General features: G+C 58.0%; 18 protein-coding genes. 4 read left to right on the forward strand and 14 right to left on the reverse strand.

What is annotated here, in order from left to right:
• Nucleotides 1-54 precede the first annotated feature (54 nt).
• Nucleotides 55-1,068, forward strand: coding sequence for a Hint domain-containing protein (locus C8N31_RS04290; protein WP_025048964.1), 1,014 nt, complete (start codon nt 55-57; stop codon nt 1,066-1,068).
• Here the strand turns inward: C8N31_RS04290 and C8N31_RS04295 are convergent.
• Entirely contained in the window at nt 1,065-1,781 is a 717-nt protein-coding gene (locus tag C8N31_RS04295; protein WP_037918703.1) for an MgtC/SapB family protein, read from the reverse strand. The two genes, C8N31_RS04290 and C8N31_RS04295, sit on opposite strands and share 4 nt — an antisense overlap.
• 115 nt (nt 1,782-1,896) lie before the next feature.
• On the opposite strand from C8N31_RS04295, the gene C8N31_RS04300 reads away from it, so the two are divergent.
• The 3 genes from C8N31_RS04300 to C8N31_RS04310 all read left to right on the forward strand — a co-directional run bounded on the left by C8N31_RS04300 (nt 1,897) and on the right by C8N31_RS04310 (nt 6,102).
• Nucleotides 1,897-3,504 (forward strand): peptide chain release factor 3, encoded by a 1,608-nt coding sequence (locus C8N31_RS04300; protein WP_025048962.1) that lies wholly within the window; start codon nt 1,897-1,899, stop codon nt 3,502-3,504.
• Nucleotides 3,504-4,439, forward strand: a complete 936-nt coding sequence (locus tag C8N31_RS04305; RefSeq protein ID WP_025048961.1) for a glycosyltransferase family 2 protein — start codon at nt 3,504-3,506, stop codon at nt 4,437-4,439. The genes C8N31_RS04300 and C8N31_RS04305 overlap by 1 nt, the downstream gene beginning before the upstream one ends.
• 139 nt (nt 4,440-4,578) lie before the next feature.
• Nucleotides 4,579-6,102 (forward strand): DEAD/DEAH box helicase, encoded by a 1,524-nt coding sequence (locus C8N31_RS04310; protein WP_025048960.1) that lies wholly within the window; start codon nt 4,579-4,581, stop codon nt 6,100-6,102.
• Between the two features lie 73 nt (nt 6,103-6,175).
• Here the strand turns inward: C8N31_RS04310 and C8N31_RS04315 are convergent, their stop codons facing one another.
• The 13 genes from C8N31_RS04315 to nuoG all read right to left on the reverse strand — a co-directional run bounded on the left by C8N31_RS04315 (nt 6,176) and on the right by nuoG (nt 19,856).
• Nucleotides 6,176-7,843 carry a ribonuclease J gene (locus C8N31_RS04315; protein ID WP_025048959.1) on the reverse strand — a complete coding sequence of 556 codons (1,668 nt, stop codon included), beginning with the start codon at nt 7,841-7,843 and terminating at the stop codon, nt 6,176-6,178.
• Nucleotides 7,843-8,619: a type III pantothenate kinase gene (locus tag C8N31_RS04320; RefSeq protein ID WP_025048958.1), complete on the reverse strand. Its 777-nt coding sequence runs from the start codon at nt 8,617-8,619 to the stop codon at nt 7,843-7,845. Before C8N31_RS04320 ends, C8N31_RS04315 begins: the two co-directional genes overlap by 1 nt.
• Nucleotides 8,620-8,638: 19 nt before the next feature.
• Nucleotides 8,639-9,373 (reverse strand): biotin--[acetyl-CoA-carboxylase] ligase, encoded by a 735-nt coding sequence (locus C8N31_RS04325; protein WP_025048957.1) that lies wholly within the window; start codon nt 9,371-9,373, stop codon nt 8,639-8,641.
• A 51-nt stretch (nt 9,374-9,424) separates the two neighbouring features.
• The gene (nuoN, locus tag C8N31_RS04330) at nt 9,425-10,867 is read right to left on the reverse strand and encodes an NADH-quinone oxidoreductase subunit NuoN (protein ID WP_025048956.1); all 1,443 of its coding nucleotides are present in this window, start codon (nt 10,865-10,867) and stop codon (nt 9,425-9,427) included.
• Nucleotides 10,868-10,880: 13 nt separating this feature from the next.
• On the reverse strand, nt 10,881-12,443 hold the full coding sequence (locus tag C8N31_RS04335; protein ID WP_025048955.1) for an NADH-quinone oxidoreductase subunit M: 1,563 nt from the start codon (nt 12,441-12,443) through the stop codon (nt 10,881-10,883).
• Nucleotides 12,443-14,536: an NADH-quinone oxidoreductase subunit L gene (gene nuoL, locus C8N31_RS04340; RefSeq protein WP_025048954.1), complete on the reverse strand. Its 2,094-nt coding sequence runs from the start codon at nt 14,534-14,536 to the stop codon at nt 12,443-12,445. Before nuoL ends, C8N31_RS04335 begins: the two co-directional genes overlap by 1 nt.
• Nucleotides 14,537-14,540: 4 nt before the next feature.
• Nucleotides 14,541-14,846 (reverse strand): NADH-quinone oxidoreductase subunit NuoK, encoded by a 306-nt coding sequence (gene nuoK / locus C8N31_RS04345; RefSeq protein ID WP_025048953.1) that lies wholly within the window; start codon nt 14,844-14,846, stop codon nt 14,541-14,543.
• Nucleotides 14,847-14,919: 73 nt separating this feature from the next.
• Nucleotides 14,920-15,522, reverse strand: coding sequence for an NADH-quinone oxidoreductase subunit J (locus tag C8N31_RS04350; RefSeq protein ID WP_025048952.1), 603 nt, complete (start codon nt 15,520-15,522; stop codon nt 14,920-14,922).
• Nucleotides 15,519-15,920, reverse strand: coding sequence for a carboxymuconolactone decarboxylase family protein (locus tag C8N31_RS04355; RefSeq protein ID WP_025048951.1), 402 nt, complete (start codon nt 15,918-15,920; stop codon nt 15,519-15,521). The genes C8N31_RS04350 and C8N31_RS04355 overlap by 4 nt, the downstream gene beginning before the upstream one ends.
• Nucleotides 15,917-16,411 carry an NADH-quinone oxidoreductase subunit NuoI gene (gene nuoI, locus C8N31_RS04360; protein ID WP_025048950.1) on the reverse strand — a complete coding sequence of 165 codons (495 nt, stop codon included), beginning with the start codon at nt 16,409-16,411 and terminating at the stop codon, nt 15,917-15,919. Before nuoI ends, C8N31_RS04355 begins: the two co-directional genes overlap by 4 nt.
• A gap of 1 nt (nt 16,412) precedes the next feature.
• Nucleotides 16,413-17,453 (reverse strand): NADH-quinone oxidoreductase subunit NuoH, encoded by a 1,041-nt coding sequence (nuoH, locus tag C8N31_RS04365; RefSeq protein WP_025048949.1) that lies wholly within the window; start codon nt 17,451-17,453, stop codon nt 16,413-16,415.
• A 7-nt stretch (nt 17,454-17,460) separates the two neighbouring features.
• On the reverse strand, nt 17,461-17,844 hold the full coding sequence (locus C8N31_RS04370) for a hypothetical protein (RefSeq protein WP_025048948.1): 384 nt from the start codon (nt 17,842-17,844) through the stop codon (nt 17,461-17,463).
• The gene (nuoG, locus tag C8N31_RS04375) at nt 17,841-19,856 is read right to left on the reverse strand and encodes an NADH-quinone oxidoreductase subunit NuoG (protein WP_025048947.1); all 2,016 of its coding nucleotides are present in this window, start codon (nt 19,854-19,856) and stop codon (nt 17,841-17,843) included. The genes C8N31_RS04370 and nuoG overlap by 4 nt, the downstream gene beginning before the upstream one ends.
• Nucleotides 19,857-19,859 lie beyond the last annotated feature (3 nt).

Consider the following 19,859-nt stretch of genomic DNA (forward strand, 5'->3'; position numbering starts at 1 on the left):
ACGAAATTCTCACAGTTTCAGGCAAATGATTGCAAAACCACAAAGGATACCGCCATGCCTGCCCCATCCCATGCCGATCCGCATCAGCTTGCCGTGATACGTGGCGATGACTTCTGCGTGAGCCAAGGCGCAAATCAGGGGGATGGGCTATCGGGCGCCGCCGATCTGGTTCTGGACGATCAATATACCTTGGCCAAAAACGCGACCATCGGGGTTCTGGCGGCGCATCCCGGCCCGGGCAACCGGTTCGAAGTGACGCAGGGCGCAAGCGTTTCGCATGAGGGCGCCTTCCTCACGCTTGAGGCGCGGCTGTGTCTGATGTCACCGATGGGGATGATGATGGATGCGCTGTTGTTTACCGAACAAGGCATTTCCGGTGCACAGGGCGCGGTTTTTCTGCACCCCTTTACGCCCTTGATGCCCGGCGTGCCCTACGCGCTGGTGGATATTGACCAGAGAAACGCCCGCCTCTTCTTTGCGCAATCCGGCACGGTGTCACTGGGGCGCGGCACATTGATCACGCTGGCGGGCGGCCTGCAAACGCCGGTTGAGAACCTGCAATCCGGTGATCTAATTATGACCCGCGACGATGGTCCGCAGCCCCTGCGCTGGATCGGGCAACAGACCCTGCGGGCAACTGGGGATCTGGCCCCGGTTGTGATTTCCGCAGATGCTTTGCACAATCGAAATGACCTGATGCTCAGCAAGGACCAAAGCCTGTTCATCTATCAACGGGACGATCATTTGGGCCTTGGCCGCGCCGAGGTGATGATCAAAGCAGAGCATCTTGTCGACGACGAGACCATCACCCGGCAAGAGCGCGGTTTTGTTGAGTATTTTCAACTGGTTTTCGACAATCACCAGATCATCTTTGCCGAAGGAATCGCCGTGGAAACCATGCGGATCACCCGCCGCAATCGAGCATTGCTGCCGGCCAAGATGTCGCGCCGATGGGGGCCGGCGATCCCTGGCCATTCCGACAGGCCTCATGCCGCTTTTGAAATCGCTGACGCCCCCTTTGGCAAGGCAAACCCAGCGCAGTTGCTGCGCCGCGCCAGCCGGGGTTAGCTGTCGCCAGCCGCCTCATACCGCAGGCTGCTGATCTTGAGGTCCAGCATCAGCGGATCAAGCGCTTCTTTGAGTGGCGCATCCGACGGGCCCGCCACAGTCACACTGAGATCCAGCCGCAATGCCCCGCTGTCATCGTCGCGCTGACGTTCCAAGCCGCTGACGTGAAATTCGGGCGGCGGCAAACGGTTCAGAAGCAAAGACCGCACATCCGCCTCATGCTTGGACTGACAAGAGACCGTAATATGGGCCTCTGTAACAATCGGCATGCCCGCGGACGTTTTGGTTTTGAGAAATTTAACCAAGGGACGCAGGCCCAAATTCACAAAAATGATCATACCCGTGGCCAAAACCGCAAACAGCGGCGCCCCCGCCCCGGCCAACAATCCCACCGCCGCGGAACACCACAAGGTCGCGGCTGTGTTCAGGCCATGCACGGTAAATCCGTGCCGAAAAATGATGCCCGCGCCCAGAAAACCAATGCCGGACACCACCTGTGCGCCGACCCGCGTCGGGCTTAACTCATCGGGGAAAAGACTTGAAAACACGACATAACTTGCCGCGCCAAGCGCGACCAACGCATTGGTGCGCAGCCCTGCCATGCGTTGGCGTACCTGCCTTTCGGATCCGATCAACCCTCCACAAACGAGAGCCAAAGCCATGTTCAATGCCGCGGCGGCAAGGGAGATCGGGAGGGTAATATCTGATTCCATCCGGCCACCCTAACGGGCCGTTCAGCCATGCGCCAACCAGATCCGACGTAAAGCAGACCAGCACCGCCCCCAAGCCCGCTTGCCGCCGCGCTGCGCCATCGCTATATGCCAATCCATGTTGGATAACCTCAATAACCGCCCCGAATTGCCCCCGGAAATCGCCCGTCGCCGGACCTTTGCCATCATCAGTCACCCTGATGCGGGCAAAACCACGCTGACGGAGAAATTTCTGCTGTTTGGTGGGGCGATCCAGATGGCCGGACAGGTCCGCGCCAAGGGCGAAGCGCGGCGCACGCGCTCTGACTTTATGGCGATGGAGAAGGATCGGGGCATTTCTGTGTCAGCCTCGGCAATGTCGTTTGATTTCAGAGAGTTCCGGTTCAATCTTGTTGACACACCCGGCCACTCGGATTTTTCCGAAGACACCTACCGTACGCTGACAGCGGTGGATGCGGCGGTGATGGTGATTGACGGCGCAAAAGGTGTGGAAAGCCAGACCCAAAAGCTGTTTGAGGTCTGCCGCATGCGCGATCTGCCGATCCTGACCTTCTGTAACAAGATGGACCGCGAAAGCCGCGATGTGTTTGAGATCATCGACGAAATTCAAGAAAACCTCGCCATCGACGTGACCCCCGCCAGTTGGCCCATCGGCATTGGCCGTGATTTTATCGGTTGCTATGACATCCTGCGCGACCGGTTGGAACTCATGGACCGCGCAGATCGCAACAAAGTCTCGGAATCCATCGAAATCAACGGGTTGGATGATCCGAAACTGGCCGAACATGTGCCCAGCGACCTGCTGGAAAAGCTCCAAGAAGACCTTGAAATGGTGCGTGAATTGATGCCGCCCTTGGACGCTGAACTGATGGCCGAAGGGTCACTGACACCAATCTGGTTTGGTTCTGCGATCAATTCTTTTGGTGTCAAAGAACTGATGGAAGGCATCGCTAAATTCGGGCCGGAGCCACAGATTCAAACCGCGCAACCCCGCCAAATCCTGCCCGAAGAAACCAAAGTGACTGGTTTTGTATTCAAAGTGCAGGCCAACATGGACCCCAAGCACCGCGACCGCGTGGCGTTTGTCCGGCTTGCCTCGGGGCATTTCTTGCGGGGAATGAAAATGACCCATGTGCGTACCAAAAAACCGATGTCGATCACAAATCCGGTGATGTTCCTCGCCTCTGACCGGGAACTGGCCGAGGAGGCATGGGCCGGCGACATTATCGGCATCCCCAACCACGGCCAATTGCGCATCGGCGATACCCTGACCGAAGGCGAGGCGCTGCGCGTCAGCGGCATCCCGTCTTTTGCGCCGGAACTCCTGCAAGGGGTGCGTGCCGGTGATCCGTTGAAGGCCAAGCACCTTGAGAAAGCCCTGATGCAATTTGCCGAGGAAGGCGCGGCAAAAGTGTTCAAACCCTCCATCGGGTCGGGCTTTATCGTGGGTGTTGTGGGGCAATTGCAATTTGAAGTTCTGGCCAGCCGGATCGAGTTGGAATATGGCCTGCCTGTTCGCTTTGAGGCGTCGCAATTCACCTCTGCACGCTGGGTGAACGGTGACACGCAAGCTGTTGAAAAATTTGCAGATAGCAACAAACAGCACATCGCCCACGACCATGACGGTGACATCGTTTACCTCACCCGTTTGCAGTGGGACATTGACCGGGTTGAACGGGACTATCCGGACGTGCGGTTGACCGCGACCAAGGAAATGATGGTGTGATGACCACCTGGGGGCTGAGCGCGACAATCCTCGCCCCCGCCACGGAGATACTACGCTTTACCGCCTATCATCTGGAGGCGGGCGCGCATCTGCTCTACCTCTATCTGGACGATGACAACCCCGCTGCCTTTGACGCGCTCAAGGCCCATCCCAAGGTCCGCGTGACACATTGCGATGACAGCCATTGGGACCGTCTGGGCATGAAACGGCCGCGCAAACATCAGGTCCGGCAATCGGCCAATGCTACCCATGCCTATCAACGGGCAGGCGATGTTGATTGGTTGATCCATATGGATGTGGATGAATTTCTGGTGCCGCAACGGCCCATTGCAGACGCCCTCTACGCTTGCCCCGCAAACCAGACAATCGCCCGCATCCGGCCAATGGAGGTGCTGGCGGGTGACGGAACCGCGTTCAAAGCTTTCATTCCCAACGGGCCAGATCGGGCCGGAACCGTGCGCGCGCTTTACCCGACCTATGGCGCCTATGTGAAAGGTGGATTCCTCAGCCATCTGGCCGGCAAGCTGTTTGTGCGCACAGGTCTGCCCGATGTCCGTGTGCAAATTCACAATGCCTTTCAAAACGATGAGATGCTCAAAGGGCCGGAACAGCACCCTGATATCGATCTCGCCCATCTGCATGCCGCCAACTGGGACGCCTGGATTGCCGCCTACCGGTTCCGCGTTGCAAAAGGATCCTACCGGGCAGAGCTGGCCCCCAACAAACCGCGCGACAAAGGCGGGCTGTCGATGCATGAGCTTTTGACCACGATCGAGGCAGACGACGGAGAAGCAGGGTTGCGCGCCTTCTTTGACGAGCTATGCGCAGATACGCCGCAAATGCGGGACAAACTGGCCGGTTTTGGCCTGCTCAAACGGGCCAATCTTGGCTTAAAGGCAACATTGTCCACACATTTTCCGCAGTTTTTGCTGTAATCGCACATCTGTTTGACGCGATAGCACCAAGTTGCTATGCGAACGCAACATGTAGCGGCCGGGTGGCCGCCCCTTGGGCCATGCGGGCCGACATGAACTGCTGCTGCGGGCCAAGCGTGTCCGCTTTTATCGGATACACATGACAAAATTTTCTGATCTGAATCTGAATCCCAAAGTGCTCAAAGCCGTTGAAGAGGCCGGGTACGAAACCCCTACCCCCATTCAGGCGGGCGCTATTCCCCCCGCGTTGATTGGCCGTGACGTTTTGGGCATTGCCCAGACCGGCACCGGCAAGACCGCCAGCTTTACGCTGCCGATGATCACGCTTTTGGCGCGTGGCCGGGCGCGGGCGCGGATGCCCCGGTCGTTGGTTCTGTGCCCTACACGGGAACTGGCCGCGCAGGTGGCCGAGAATTTCGATACTTATGCCAAACACGTCAAACTGACCAAGGCGCTGCTCATCGGTGGTGTTTCCTTCAAGGAACAGGATCTGCTGATCGACAAGGGCGTTGACGTTCTGATCGCGACGCCGGGCCGTTTGCTGGATCATTTCGAGCGCGGCAAGCTGATCCTGAATGACGTGAAAGTCATGGTGGTGGACGAGGCTGACCGGATGCTCGATATGGGTTTCATCCCAGACATCGAACGTATCTTTGGCCTGACGCCATTCACCCGCCAGACGCTGTTTTTCTCGGCCACGATGGCCCCCGAGATTGAGCGGATCACCAACACGTTCCTCAGCAATCCTGAACGCATCGAAGTGGCCCGTCAGGCCACCACAAGCGAGAACATTACCCAGGCTGTGGTCAAGTTCAAAGCCTCCCGCAAGGACCGCGAAGGGTCGGAGAAACGCAAATTGCTGCGCACCTTGATCGACGCAGAGGGCGAGAAACTGACCAATGGCATCATCTTCTGCAACCGCAAGATGGATGTGGATATCGTTGCCAAGTCGTTGAAAAAATACGGTTATGATGCTGCACCGATCCACGGTGATCTGGATCAAAGCCAGCGGACGCGTACCCTTGATGGTTTCCGCGAAGGCGCATTGAAAATCCTTGTGGCCTCTGACGTGGCCGCCCGTGGTTTGGATGTTCCGTCGGTGAGCCATGTGTTCAACTACGATGTGCCCAGCCATGCCGAGGATTATGTCCACCGCATCGGGCGCACGGGCCGCGCCGGACGTGACGGCACCGCGATCATGATCTGCGTGCCGCGCGACGAGAAAAACCTCGAAGACGTGGAACGTCTGGTTCAAAACGAAATCCCGCGCATGGACAACCCGCTGTCCAAAGGCAAACCGCAAGACGAAGCCAAGGCCGAAAGCGCCCCTTCCGAAGCTGCGGAAACCGAAAAGCCCAAGCGCAGCCGCTCGCGGTCTCGCAGATCTGATGACAAGCCCAAAGAGGCGGTTCAATCGACAGAAGAGACCGCAGCACAGCCCGTTCAGGAACAGGCCGCGCCCAAGCCCAAGGCCGAAAGCAAGCCCAAGCGCGATGAAAAGCCGCGTGAATCGCGTGGCCATGACAACAGCCAGAAGGGCCGCAATGACAAACGTGGCCGCGGCCGCAATGACCATCGCGGCGGCAATCAGGTGGTGGGTCTGGGCGATCACACGCCGGAGTTCATCGGCCTCAGCTTTGATGATCGTCGCAACGCGACCTGATCAAACGGACATTCCTACAAAAAAGGCCCCGCAATTTGCGGGGCCTTTTGTATTGGAGCGGTAGAGATCCAGCTTAGGACAGCCGGCTCACCACAATTGTCACCTCGGGCTTTTTGCCGATCTCGTCCTGCGCGGACTGGCGCACCACACGCTTGAGCCCATCATGCAGTTTCGTATCATCGCGCAACGTCGCCGCCTTGGAACGGCCCAGCCATTGGCGCAGGTCTTCTTCCAGCACATCCACCAGCGGCGCATGGGACCGGCCCGTTTCGGGCAAGCCCATCATATCCACCCATGGGTCGCCCAAAGGCTCATCATCGGTATCCATGATCACGGTCACGGTCACATGACCGTTCAGCGCCATGCGGATACGATCCCGTACCACACCATCCAGCGCCCCGATCTGCACCGAACCATCCAGATAGGTGCGGCCGGTCTCGATGTATTCTGCCACTTTCGGCTCATTGCCGGACAGATCGATCATCATGCCGTTCACCGCCAGCACACCTTTGATACCCTTGGCATCGGCCAGCTTGGCATGTTCGCGCAGATGGCGGTGTTCGCCGTGCATCGGGATCAACACCTGCGGTTTGACCACATCGTGCAGCACCTCCAGATCCGGGCGGTTGGCGTGACCGGACACGTGATAAAGGCCTGAGCTGTCATCGACCACATCCACACCCTTTTCAGAGAACTGGTTGATGATGCGAATAACACCGCGTTCGTTGCCGGGGATTGTCTTGGAGGAAAACAGGAACATGTCCCCTTCCTTCATCTCGATCCCCTGATACTTGCCCCGCGCCAATTGCGCCGAGGCCGCGCGGCGTTCGCCTTGCGATCCGGTAACCAGCAGCATGAGGTTTTCACGCGGCACCGCGCGGGCCTCTTCGGGGCTGATCACATTGGGGAAATCTTTCATCACCCCGGTTTCCAGCGCCGCCTCGACCATGCGTTTCATGGCGCGGCCCAGCAGGACAATTGACCGCCCTGCCTTGTCCCCCGCCACGGCAAGGGTCTTCACCCGTGCCACGTTAGAGGCAAAAGTGGTCGCAACCACCATGCCTTCGGCGCTTGAGACCAGTTTCTCGATCTCGGGACCAACGGTCACTTCGGACCGGCCCGGCGCGGGCGAAAAGACATTGGTACTGTCGCAGACCAGCGCCTTGACGCCGTCCTTACAGACCTCGGCCCACAGATCGGCATCATAGGCCTCACCCACACCCGGTGTGGTGTCGATCTTGAAATCACCCGAATGGATCACCCGGCCCGCAGGTGTATCAATCACCATGGCCGAGGATTCAGGTATCGAATGCGAGATCGGCAAAAAGCTGATGCTGAACGGACCGGCTTTGATCTGTTCGGGATAGGCGCCAACCACGCTCACCGCGTCTTCGGGGTGGCCATGTTCGGACATCTTGCGATGCGCGATATTGGCGGTGAACCGGCGCGCATAGATCGGCGCGCGCAGCATGTCATAGGTATGGGCCACGGCACCGATATGATCCTCATGGGCGTGGGTGATAAACACCGCCTCAATCTGATCACGGCGTTCCTTCAGCCAGGCAATATCCGGCAGGATCAGGTCCACGCCGGGACTGCCGTCCATGTCGGGGAAGGCCACGCCAAGGTCCACGACAATCAGCCGTTCCTTACCCGGTTTCCCGTAGCCATAGACATAGGCATTCATGCCAATTTCACCGGCCCCACCGAGGGGCAGGTAGATTAATCTTTCACTGCTCATTAGTCAGCATTTTCCTTGTTATATTTATGGATGACGGTCAGCCCGTGCATCGTCAGGTCATCTTCGATGACATCAAATAGATCTTCGGTTTGCGCAAACAACGGGGCCAGCCCGCCGGTCGCGATAATTTTCATTGTCTGGTCACGTTCGGCCTTGATCCGGGCGCAGATCTCTTTGACCAGCCCGACATAGCCCCAGAAGACGCCCGATTGCATACAGGCGACGGTGTTGGTGCCTACTACACGCTGCGGCTTGGTAATGTCCACATGCGGCAGTGCAGCGGCAGCCATGTGCAGCGCTTCGAGTGACAGATTTACACCGGGGGCAATCACGCCGCCCACATAGGCGCCATCCTTGCCCGCCACATCAAAGGTCGTCGCGGTGCCAAAATCCACCACAATCAGGTTGCCACCATGGCGGTCATAGGCCCCTGCGGTGTTGACCAGCCGGTCCGGGCCGACAATCGTGCCCTGATCCACACGTGGAAGTGCCGGCAACAGGCAATCGGGCTTGCCCACCACCAATGGACGACAGCCAAAGAACTGATCCGAGAACACCCGCAGATTGAACACAACCCGCGGCACCGTTGAGGAAATGATCACCTCGGTAATCTCGGGATCGATGCCGTAGTGTTCCAGCAGGGTCGAGAACCAGGTGAAATAGGCATCCGCCGTGCGGGCGTGATGGGTAGAGGTCCGCATGGTGCAGAGGAATTTCTCCCCGTCCCAGATCGAAAAAACCGTGTTGGTGTTGCCGCAGTCAATGGCCAGAAGCATATCTTGGCCTCCTTTTGGGTTAGAAATAGACATCCGCCGCTGTGATCGCGGCGCGGCCATTGGCCGTTTGCAAGATCAGATTGCCCGCCTCATCGACATCCTCAAAGGTGCCAATGGTCTCATCGCGCATGGTGCGGGCGGTAATCACTTCGCCCAGCTTGGCCGCATGAGAGAGCCACGCCCGGCGGATCGGGGCAAACCCATGGGCGGTGAACTGGGCCTCAAGCGCTGCATATTCCGCCGCAAGCACGTCCAGAAACACCTCTGGCGCAACATCAATATCCAGCGTCTCAGCCAGCGCCATCGGCGTCAGCGCCCGCGCCTCAACCTCATCCGCGCCGGGGGCATGGGCCAGATTGACGCCAATGCCGATCACCAGATGATCGCCAATGCTCTCCAATAGGATGCCTGCGACCTTGCCGCCCTTCAGCAGCACATCGTTTGGCCATTTGAGCGCAAACGCCTCCGCCTGCCCTGTCACTGCAACAAAGGTGCGATACAGCGCCAGCGAGGTCACGAAGCTGCGCAACGCTGCCACGCCCGGCTCTTCTCGGCGGCGCATGATCAGGGTGCCTGCAAAATTGCCACGCGGGGTGGACCATGCCCGTCCGCGCCGTCCGCGGGCGTTGGTTTGCTCCAGCGCCAGTATCCACGCAGGTCCGGACAACGTGGGCGCCATACGCGCCGCCTCTGACAGGGTTGAATCCAGCACGTCAAAAACATGCCGCCCATAGCCCTCCGGCCAGGCGGTCATGTTTTCACCATGTCTTCAAAGCACAGCATCACATCTGGCAGGCAGGCGCCGTCAGTTGACAAGCGCACCCGCCGCCGCCGCTGCGGCCCCTTCCAAGCCAAACATATTGGCAATGCCGAGCACCATGATCAGCGCCGAAGCAATCAGGAAACCGCCCAGAATGCCACCACGGGAATTGTCGAGCTGTTCGGATTGTTCCTCACCAAAGTACATGTAGAACACGATCCGCAGATAGTAATAGGCACCGATCACCGAGGCGATCACACCCGCAATCGCCAGCCAGACCAGATCGGCCTCATAGGCCGCCCGCAGGACGTAAAGCTTGCCAAAGAAGCCCAGCATCGGCGGTACGCCCGCAAGCGAGAACAGCAGAACCAGCATCGCCAGGGCACGGCCCGGATTGGTTTTGGAATACATGTTCAGCGACGAAATATCCGTGACCGGTGCGCCGTCCTTTTGCATCATCAGGATGAACGCAAAGGTGCCGACATTCATCGTCACATAGATCGCCATATAGACCAGCATCGCCTGCACACCCAGCACAGTCCCCGCCGCCAAGCCCATCAGGGCGTAGCCCATATGCGCAATGGAGGAAAATGCCATCAGACGTTTGATGTTGGTTTGACCAATCGCCGCGATGGCACCAAGAAACATCGACAACACCGAGAGCAGCGCAACAATCTGGCTCCAGTCGCTGATCGCGTTGCCAAAGGCATCATGCAGCACACGGGCAAACAGACCCATCGCTGCAACCTTGGGCGCGGTGGCAAAGAAAGCTGTGACCGGGGTTGGAGACCCTTCATAAACGTCCGGTGTCCACATGTGGAACGGAACCGCAGACACCTTGAACGCCATGCCCGAGATCAGGAACACCAGACCAAACAGCAGCCCCAGCGAGACGTTGCCCGACTGCGCGGTGGTGATGATACCGGAGAACAGCGTTGTGCCCGCATAGCCATAAACCAGCGACGCACCGTAAAGCAGCACACCAGAGCTGAGCGCGCCCAGCACAAAGTATTTCAGGCCCGCCTCAGTGGATTTGACTGAGTCGCGGCGCAGGGAGGCAACGACGTAAAGTGCCAGCGATTGCAGCTCAAGGCCCATATAAAGCGCCATCAGGTCGCCCGCACTGACCATCATCATCATGCCCACGGCGGACAGAGCCACCAGCATCGGATATTCAAACCGCAGCAAACCGCGCGCTTTCATATAACCTTCGGACATCACCAGAACCGCCGCTGCGGACAGCAAGATCGTGACCTTGGCAAACCGGGCAAAGCCGTCTTCGATGAACATACCGTTAAAGGCCACGCGCGTGCCCTCACCCGTCAGGCCGATCCATGCCGCCAGCGCGACAAAGACGATGGCCGTCAGCCAGACCAGCAGACCACCGGTTTTGTCCTTGGTGGTATAGACCGCCCCCATCAGCCCCAACAGCGCAAAGGCTGAGAGCAGGATCTCGGGCAGGATGATATTCAGATCAGCGGAAATCATCGCGTGGTCCTTCTTAATGAGTGGCTTCGGCGGATTGGACAGCGGTATCAGCCGCATCCAGCGCCACAGTGTAGTTTTCAACCAGCGCCGCAACGGACGGGCCGATCATATCAAGCACCAGTGCCGGATAGACCCCCAAGAGCAGGGTCATCACCACCAGCGGCGCAAAGATCCAGCGCTCACGCGGGGTCATATCGGTGATCGCCTTCAGGCTTTCCTTGATCAGGTCGCCCATGACCACCCGGCGATACAGCCAAAGCGCATAGGCCGCCGAGAAGATCACACCCGTTGTGGCAATCGCCGCAACCCAGGTGTTGACCTGGAAGGTCGCCATCAGTGTCAGGAACTCCCCGACAAATCCGGAGGTGCCCGGCAGGCCGACATTGGCCATGGTGAACAGCATAAAGATCATCGCATAGGCCGGCATCCGGTTCACCAGACCGCCATAGGCGTCGATGTCGCGGGTGTGCATCCGGTCATAGATCACGCCCACGCAGAGGAACAACGCACCAGAGATAAAGCCGTGGCTGATCATCTGGAAGATCGCGCCATCAATGCCCTGTTGGTTCGCGGCAAAGATGCCCATGGTGACAAAGCCCATATGCGCAACCGATGAATAGGCAATCAGCTTTTTCATGTCTTCCTGCACCAGCGCGACCAGCGAGGTATAGACGATCGCAATCGCCGACATCCACAGCACCAGCGGCGCCATCACGTCAGATCCCACCGGGAACATTGGCAGGCTGAAGCGCAAGAATCCGTAACCGCCCATCTTGAGCAGGATCGCGGCCAGTACCACGGAACCTGCTGTTGGCGCCTGTACGTGGGCATCCGGCAACCAGGTGTGCACCGGCCACATCGGCATTTTCACCGCAAAGCTTGCAAAGAACGCGAGGAACAGCAGTGTTTGCATCCCGCCGATGATCTGCACGCCCATCACGCTGAAGGTTTCGGACCCAAAGGTATGCGTCAGCAAGCTCAATTCGCAACCGCCGATACATGTGGTGCCTGCCTCGGTGAACATCGCCACCATGGCCACCAGCATCAGCACCGAGCCGAGGAAGGTATAAAGGAAGAACTTGAAGCTGGCATAGATGCGGTTGGCCCCGCCCCAGATGCCGATGATCAGGAACATCGGGATCAGGCCCGCCTCAAAGAACAGGTAAAACAGCACAAGATCCAGCGCCATGAACACACCCAGCATGAGCGTTTCGAGCACCAGAAAGGCGATCATGTATTCTTTGACGCGGGTGTTCACGTTCCAACTGGCGGCAATCACCAGCGGCATCATAAAGGTGGTGAGCATCACAAACAGGATCGAAATGCCATCAACACCAAGGCGGTATTTCATCCCCAACAGCCAGTCGGCCTCATCGACAAACTGAAAACCGGTGTCGTTTGGATCAAATTCAAACAGAATGAACAGCGAGATCAGGAAGGTCACCGTGGTGGTGATCATCGCCAGCCACTTGGCGTTGCGCCCCGCAGCCTCATCATCACCGCGCAGGAAAATGGCCAGGATCAGCGCCGCAAAGGCGGGCATGAACGTGACAATGGAAAGCAGATGCGTGTCCATCAGTTTGCCCCCCCGCTCATCGTCATCCATGTGACAAGGACCGCGATCCCGATCACCATGGCAAAGACATAGGTAAAGATGTAGCCCGATTGCGCCTTACCGGCCAGACGGGTGAAGAAGGGGACAATGCCCATGGCGACGCCGTTCAAAGTGCCGTCAATCACGTTGCCATCTCCGCGCTTCCACAAGAAGCGGCCAAGTGCCTTGGCAGGGCCGACAAAGACCACGTTGTAGATCTCATCAAAGTACCATTTGTTTTTCAGGAATAGATAAAGCGGCTTTTGGTTTTCGGCCAAACGCGCCGGCAGGGTCGGGTTCCAGATGTAGAACCACATCGCCATGAGAAAGCCGCCCAGCATCGCAATGAACGGGCTGACCTTGACCCATGTTGGTGCAGCATGCGCTGCCTCCAGCACGTGATTGTCGACACCAAAGTACAATCCGCCATCACCGGGGTTGCCACCAAAGGCCGCGTGATGTTCCCCGTCAGCGGCGCCATGATCACCTTCGCCATGATCGGTTGACGCGCCATCCACATGGGTGTCGCCATGTCCGGCCTCTTGGGCCAGAGGAATGTCATAGAACTCCGCAATCTCGTCGGTGTGCCCGAAGAAGCTGCCGTACCACAACATGCCAGAGAACACCGCGCCCAAGGCCAGAACCCCCAGCGGGATCAGCATGGTCATGGGCGATTCATGGGCGTGCTCATGGGTGTGTTTGTTGCCGCGCGGCGTGCCATAAAACGTCAGGAAGATCAGGCGCCAGCTGTAGAAGCTGGTCATCGCGGCGGCCACAACCAGCAGCCAGAAACCATACATGGACCCACCGCCCCAAGCGCTTTCGATAATCGCATCCTTCGAGAGGAAGCCCGCGAAACCGATATGCGTCAGCGGGATGCCAACACCGGTGATCGCCAAGGTACCGATCATCATCGCGGCAAAGGTATAGGGGATCTTTTTGCGCAGACCGCCATAGTTGGTCATGTCCTGCTCGTGGTGCATCGCATGGATCACCGAACCGGCACCAAGGAACAACATCGCCTTGAAAAACGCGTGGGTAAAGAGGTGGAACATCGCGGCGGAGTACATGCCGACACCCGCAGCCACGAACATATAGCCCAGCTGTGAACAGGTGGAATAGGCGATCACGCGCTTGATGTCGGTCTGAACCAGACCCACGGTTGCGGCAAAGAACGCTGTCGTTGCGCCGATCACGGTCACAAAAGTCATGGCCTCGGGCGCAAATTCCATCAACGGCGACATACGGCAGACAAGGAACACACCTGCGGTCACCATGGTCGCAGCGTGGATCAGGGCCGAAACAGGTGTCGGGCCTTCCATCGCGTCCGGCAACCATGTGTGCAGGAAAAGCTGCGCCGATTTGCCCATCGCGCCGATGAACAGCAGGAAGGCGATCAGGTTGGCTGCATTCCATTCGGTCCACAGAAAGCCGACGGTCTGTTCGGCCAGTTGCGGTGCCGCGGCGAACACATCGTCAAAACGGATGCTGTCGGTCAGGTAGAACAGCGCGAATATCCCCAGCGCAAAGCCAAAATCGCCCACCCTGTTGACCACAAAGGCCTTGATCGCGGCGGCATTGGCGCTTGGCTTTTTGAAGTAGAAACCAATCAAAAGATAGGAGGCAACGCCAACCCCTTCCCAACCAAAGAACATCTGCACAAGGTTGTCAGAGGTCACGAGCATCAGCATCGCGAAGGTAAAGAACGACAAATAAGCAAAGAAACGCGGGCGATAGCTTTCGTTTTCGCCAAAGTTCTCGTCATGGGCCATGTATCCGAAAGAATAAAGATGCACGAGGCTGGAGACCGTGGTCACAACAATCAGCATGATTGCTGTCAGACGGTCCAGACGGATCGACCAATCGGTGCTCAGGCTGCCACTTTCGATAAAGCGCAGGATCTGGATATGCTCTGTCGGGCCGTCAAAGGTCAGGAACGTGACCCAGCTTAGCGCGGCGGACAGGAACAAAAGCGCCGTCGCAACCACCTGTGCAGGGCGTTCGCCGATGATCTTCCAGCCAAAGCCGCAGATCAATGCGCCAACCAGAGGGGCAAAAAGGAGTGTGGTTTCCATGGTCTCAGCCCTTCATCACGTTGACATCTTCGACCGCGATCGTGCCGCGGTTGCGGAAGAAACAGACCAGAATGGCAAGACCGATGGCCGCCTCAGCCGCCGCAACGGTCAGGACAAACAACGTGTAAACCTGCCCGACCAGATCACCCAGAAAACTGGAGAAAGCGACAAAGTTGATGTTCACCGCCAAGAGCATCAATTCGATGCTCATCAACAAAATGATCACGTTCTTACGGTTCAGAAAAAGCCCGAAGATGCCAATGACAAACAGCGTCGCCGCTACTGTCAGATAGTGTTCAAGTCCGATCATCTTATTCTTACACTTTCCGTCTTGCGCCGGTTTCTTCGAAGAAACCGGTCCGATTTTTCCGAAAAATCGGGGCTCAGAGCCCCTGCCCCGGTTTCACGTCTTTCAATTCCATCGCCTTTGCCGGATCGCGCATCATCTGCGCCACCACGTCCTGGCGTTTCACATCCACCCGGTGGCGCAGCGTCAGCACAATCGCCCCGATCATCGCCACCAGCAGGATCAGACCCGCCAGTTGGAACAGCAGGAAGTAGTCATCATAAAGGATGAGCCCCAGCGCCGCCGTGTTGTGCACTGTCGGGTCCGTCACCTGCGTGCGCAGCCCTTCGGCCGCTACGTTGCTTTCCCAAGCGCCGAACGCCATGACAAATTGCATCAAGATCACCAGACCGATGAGCAAGGCCAGCGGCATATAGCGGGCCATCTCTGCCTTTAGCTCGGCAAAATCGACATCCAGCATCATCACCACGAACAGGAACAACACCGCGACAGCGCCGACATAGACAATGATCAGCAGCATCGCGACAAATTCCGCGCCCAGCAGGACAAACAGACCCGCCGCGCTTAGGAATGACAGGATCAACCACAGCACCGAGTGTACGGGGTTGCGGCTGATCACGGTGAACAGTCCGCCCGCGATCACGCAGGTTGCAAACAGGTAGAATGAAAAGACACTCATGCGTCGCCCTCTTTTTCGTCCAACACCGCCTGCGCCAGTTCCAGCGCGCGGGTCATTGCGGGAATACCGGCGAACACCGACATCTGCCCGATTGTTTCTACGATGTGCTGCTTGGTCGCCCCGGCCTCAAGCGCGTGGCGCACGGTCTGGCGCACGGCCATATCGTTTTGCGCGCCCTGCATGGTCAGTCCGGCCAGTGTCAGCAGCAGCCGTGTGCGCGCATCAAGCCCGCCATCGTTCAGCGTATTGCCGAACATCATTTCCATCATGTCCTTGGGCATGGTGCCCATCATCGCCTCAAACCCTTTGGGCGTGAACGCATCCATCGCAGGAAAGCCTTTGGCCATTTCCTGCGCCTGGTTCATCATCGCTTCAAAGGGGTTTTTGGGATCGCTCATCGGTAAGGTGCATCCATTTCTAGGTTGCGGGCAATTTCAGCTTCCCAGCGGTCGCCATTCTCAAGCAGCTTGGTCTTGTCGTAATACAGCTCTTCGCGGGTCTCTGTTGAGAACTCGAAGTTTGGCCCTTCGACAATGGCATCCACCGGGCAAGCCTCTTGGCAGAAACCACAGTAGATGCATTTGGTCATGTCGATGTCATAGCGCGTGGTGCGGCGGCTGCCATCCTCGCGTGGCTCGGCGTCGATGGTGATCGCCTGCGCGGGGCAAACAGCCTCGCACAATTTACATGCAATGCAACGCTCTTCGCCGTTTGGATAACGGCGCAGCGCGTGTTCACCGCGAAAACGCGGAGAAAGCGGGCCTTTTTCGTGGGGGTAGTTGATAGTCGCCTTTGGCCGGAACATATATTTCAGGCCCAGCATCATGCCTTTGGCAAAATCCTGCAGCAGGAAATACTTGGCGGCGCGGGAATAGTCGATCTGCGTCATATCAGCCCCCTACGGTCCAGCGGGCATAGACACCCCAGAACCATTCGAATTTTGCGGCAAAGGCCACGAACACCACCCAGAACAGGCTGAACGGCAAGAACACTTTCCACCCCAAACGCATCAACTGGTCGTAGCGGTAGCGCGGTGTGATCGCCTTCACCATGGAGAACATGAAGAAGACAAACAGCATCTTGATGAACATCCAAAAGAAGCCATCGGGCAGGAACGGCACCGGAGACAACCAGCCACCGAAGAACAACAGTGATACCAATGCGCACATCAGCACCACAGCCACCAGTTCACCGATCATGAACAAAAGGAACGGCGTGGAGGAATATTCAACCTGATAGCCCGCCACCAGTTCTGATTCCGCTTCGGGAAGGTCAAAAGGTGGGCGGTTGGTTTCGGCCAGCGCCGAGATAAAGAACAGGAACAGCATCGGGAAATGCGGCAGGAAGTACCAGTTGAAGATCCCCCAATCGCCGTCTTGTGCGTTCACAATAGAGCTAAAGTTCATCGATCCGGTGGACAGGATCACACCAATAATGATCAGGCCAATCGAAACCTCATAAGAGATCATCTGCGCCGCAGAGCGGAGCGAGCCGAGGAACGGATATTTGGAGTTCGACGCCCAACCGCCCATGATCACGCCGTAAACTTCAAGCGAGGAGACCGCAAAAACATACAGGATCGCCACGTTGATGTCCGACAGGATCCAACCCTCGTTAAAGGGGATCACCGCCCAGGCGATCAGTGCCATCACCAGCGACACCATCGGCGCAAGAAAGAACACCGGCTTGTCAGCGCCTGCAGGGACGACAACCTCTTTCACCACATATTTCAGCAAATCCGCGAAACTTTGCAGCAGGCCAAAGACACCCACCACGTTTGGACCCCGGCGCATCTGCACCGCCGCCCAGATTTTGCGGTCCGCATACATCAAAAAGGCCAGCGCGACCAAAAGCGGCAGAAGGATCAACAGAACCTGCCCCAATGTCAGCAAGGCAATGCCCAGACCCGTGTTGTAAAAGAAATCAGCCATTAGTCCCTCACACCGTCGGTATGCCGCGTTCTACGCAGTCTTGCGCAGTCACTTCGGCATCAATTGTCCTCAAGCCGCGCGGCAGGCTCGGCGAGATTGTGTAAACAGCATCTGCCCGCCATATGCTACCCTCTTGGCTCACATTTGTGCGGACATGACGCGCAAAACCGTAACCACGGATTAACGTGTACTGCGCAGCTGCGCATCTGGCGTAATTCGCCACGTCTTTTGTACTTTGTGCTTTGGTCATGGCGACATTGAACTGCACCAGATCGCCCTCCAAAAGCTTGGTTTCCACCCCTTTGTATTCCGGGATGAAATCCTCCGCCGTGGGCGGCGGTGTCTCGCAGGCCGCCAAGGCAAGAGGAAAAAGTGCTGCCACCCGCTTCACTCCGCCGCCAGTGGTGCAGCGGCGCGTGCGGCGGCGTTGGCGGACAGTTCCGCCATCAATTGACTGGCGCGGGCAATCGGGTTGGACAGATAGAAATCCTTGATCGCCGCATCAAACGGGTTGGCCGTGATCTTGCCGCGCTCCAAGGGTTGCCATTCATTTGCGGCAACCTCGTCCACATCGCCCAGATGCCCATGCGTCGCGACCAATTGCTGACGCAGGGCCGCAATGGAATCAAACGGCAAGGTTGCCTCAAGCTCAGCAGACAGCGCCCGCAGGATAGCCCAGTTTTCCTTGGCCTCACCGGGGGCAAAACCGGCACGCTGTGCAATTTGCGGCCGTCCTTCTGTGTTCACAAACAGGCCCGGCTCTTCGGTATAGGCCGCACCGGGCAGGATGATGTCAGCGCGGTGCGCGCCCCGGTCGCCATGGCTGCCTTGGTAAATCACAAACGGACCGGCGGGAATGTCGCCCTCGTCCGCGCCAAGGTTATAGATCACCTCTGCGCCCAGAACATCGGCGATGCCGTTCTCGGATGTTGCGCCAATGTCCATCGCGCCCACCCGGCCTGCTGCAGTGTGCAGCACCATGAAGGTGGATTTGGTGCTGTCGGCCAGCGCCATTGCTTCGGCCAGGATCGCCGCGCCGTCTTCACGCGCAAGGGCCGCCTGCCCGATGATGATCACCGACGGCTTATCAGCCACATCAGAATGATCCCGCTTCATCAGGTCGGACATGATCGACGGATCATCGCCGATGTGCATGGTCTCATAGGTCAGATCAACATTTGCGCCGATCACACCAATGCCCGCGCCTTTGGTCCAGGCCTTGCGGATACGTGCGTTCAACACCGGCGCTTCAACCGCTGGGTTGGTGCCGATCAACATGATCGCCTGTGCGTTGTCGATGTCTTCAACGGTGGCCGAGCCCACATAGCCAGAGCGGTTGCCCGCAGGCAATTTCGCGCCATCAGTGCGGCATTCAACGTTGCCGCCCAGTCCTTCGATCAATTGCTTGAGGGCAAAGGCCGCCTCAACCGAAGACAGATCCCCGATCAGACCGCCAACTTTCTTGCCCTTCATCGCCGCCGCCGCAGCGGACAGCGCCTCGGGCCAGCTGGCTTTTCGCAGCTTGCCGTTCTCACGGATATAAGGCGTGTCCAAACGTTGGCGGCGCAGACCGTCCCAGACAAAACGGGTTTTGTCGGAAATCCATTCCTCATTCACGCCGTCATGGTTGCGCGGCAGAATACGCATCACTTCGCGGCCCTTGGTGTCCACCCGGATGTTGGAGCCAAGCGCATCCATCACATCAATGCTTTCGGTTTTGGACAATTCCCACGGACGGGCGGTAAAGGCGTAAGGCTTCGACACCAACGCGCCCACCGGGCACAGATCAATGATGTTGCCTTGCAAGTTGCTGTTGAGTGTCTGACCCAGATACGAGGTGATTTCGGCATCCTCGCCGCGGCCCGTCTGGCCCATCATGTGCAGGCCCGCCACCTCAGTGGTGAAACGCACGCAGCGGGTGCAGGAAATACAGCGGGTCATATGGGTTTCAACCAATGGCCCCAGATCCAAATCTTCAGTGGCGCGCTTGGGTTCGCGGTAACGCGAGAAATCAACGCCATAAGCCATCGCCTGATCCTGCAGATCGCATTCGCCGCCCTGATCGCAGATCGGGCAATCCAGCGGGTGGTTGATCAGCAGAAACTCCATGACCCCTTCGCGGGCCTTCTTGACCATGGGCGAGTTGGTCTTGACCACGGGCGGCTGCCCTTCTGGGCCGGGGCGCAGATCGCGCACCTGCATCGCACAAGAGGCCGCAGGCTTGGGCGGGCCGCCCACAACTTCCACAAGACACATCCGGCAGTTCCCGGCAATCGACAGCCGTTCATGGTAGCAAAACCGCGGCACTTCGACGCCGGTCTGCTCACAGGCCTGAATGAGGGTCATCGCCCCATCGACTTCGATTTCTTTGCCGTCGATGATGATCTTGCGGGTATCGCTCATATG

The sequence above is a fragment of the Sulfitobacter mediterraneus genome, assembly GCF_003054325.1.
Lineage (GTDB): Bacteria > Pseudomonadota > Alphaproteobacteria > Rhodobacterales > Rhodobacteraceae > Sulfitobacter > Sulfitobacter mediterraneus.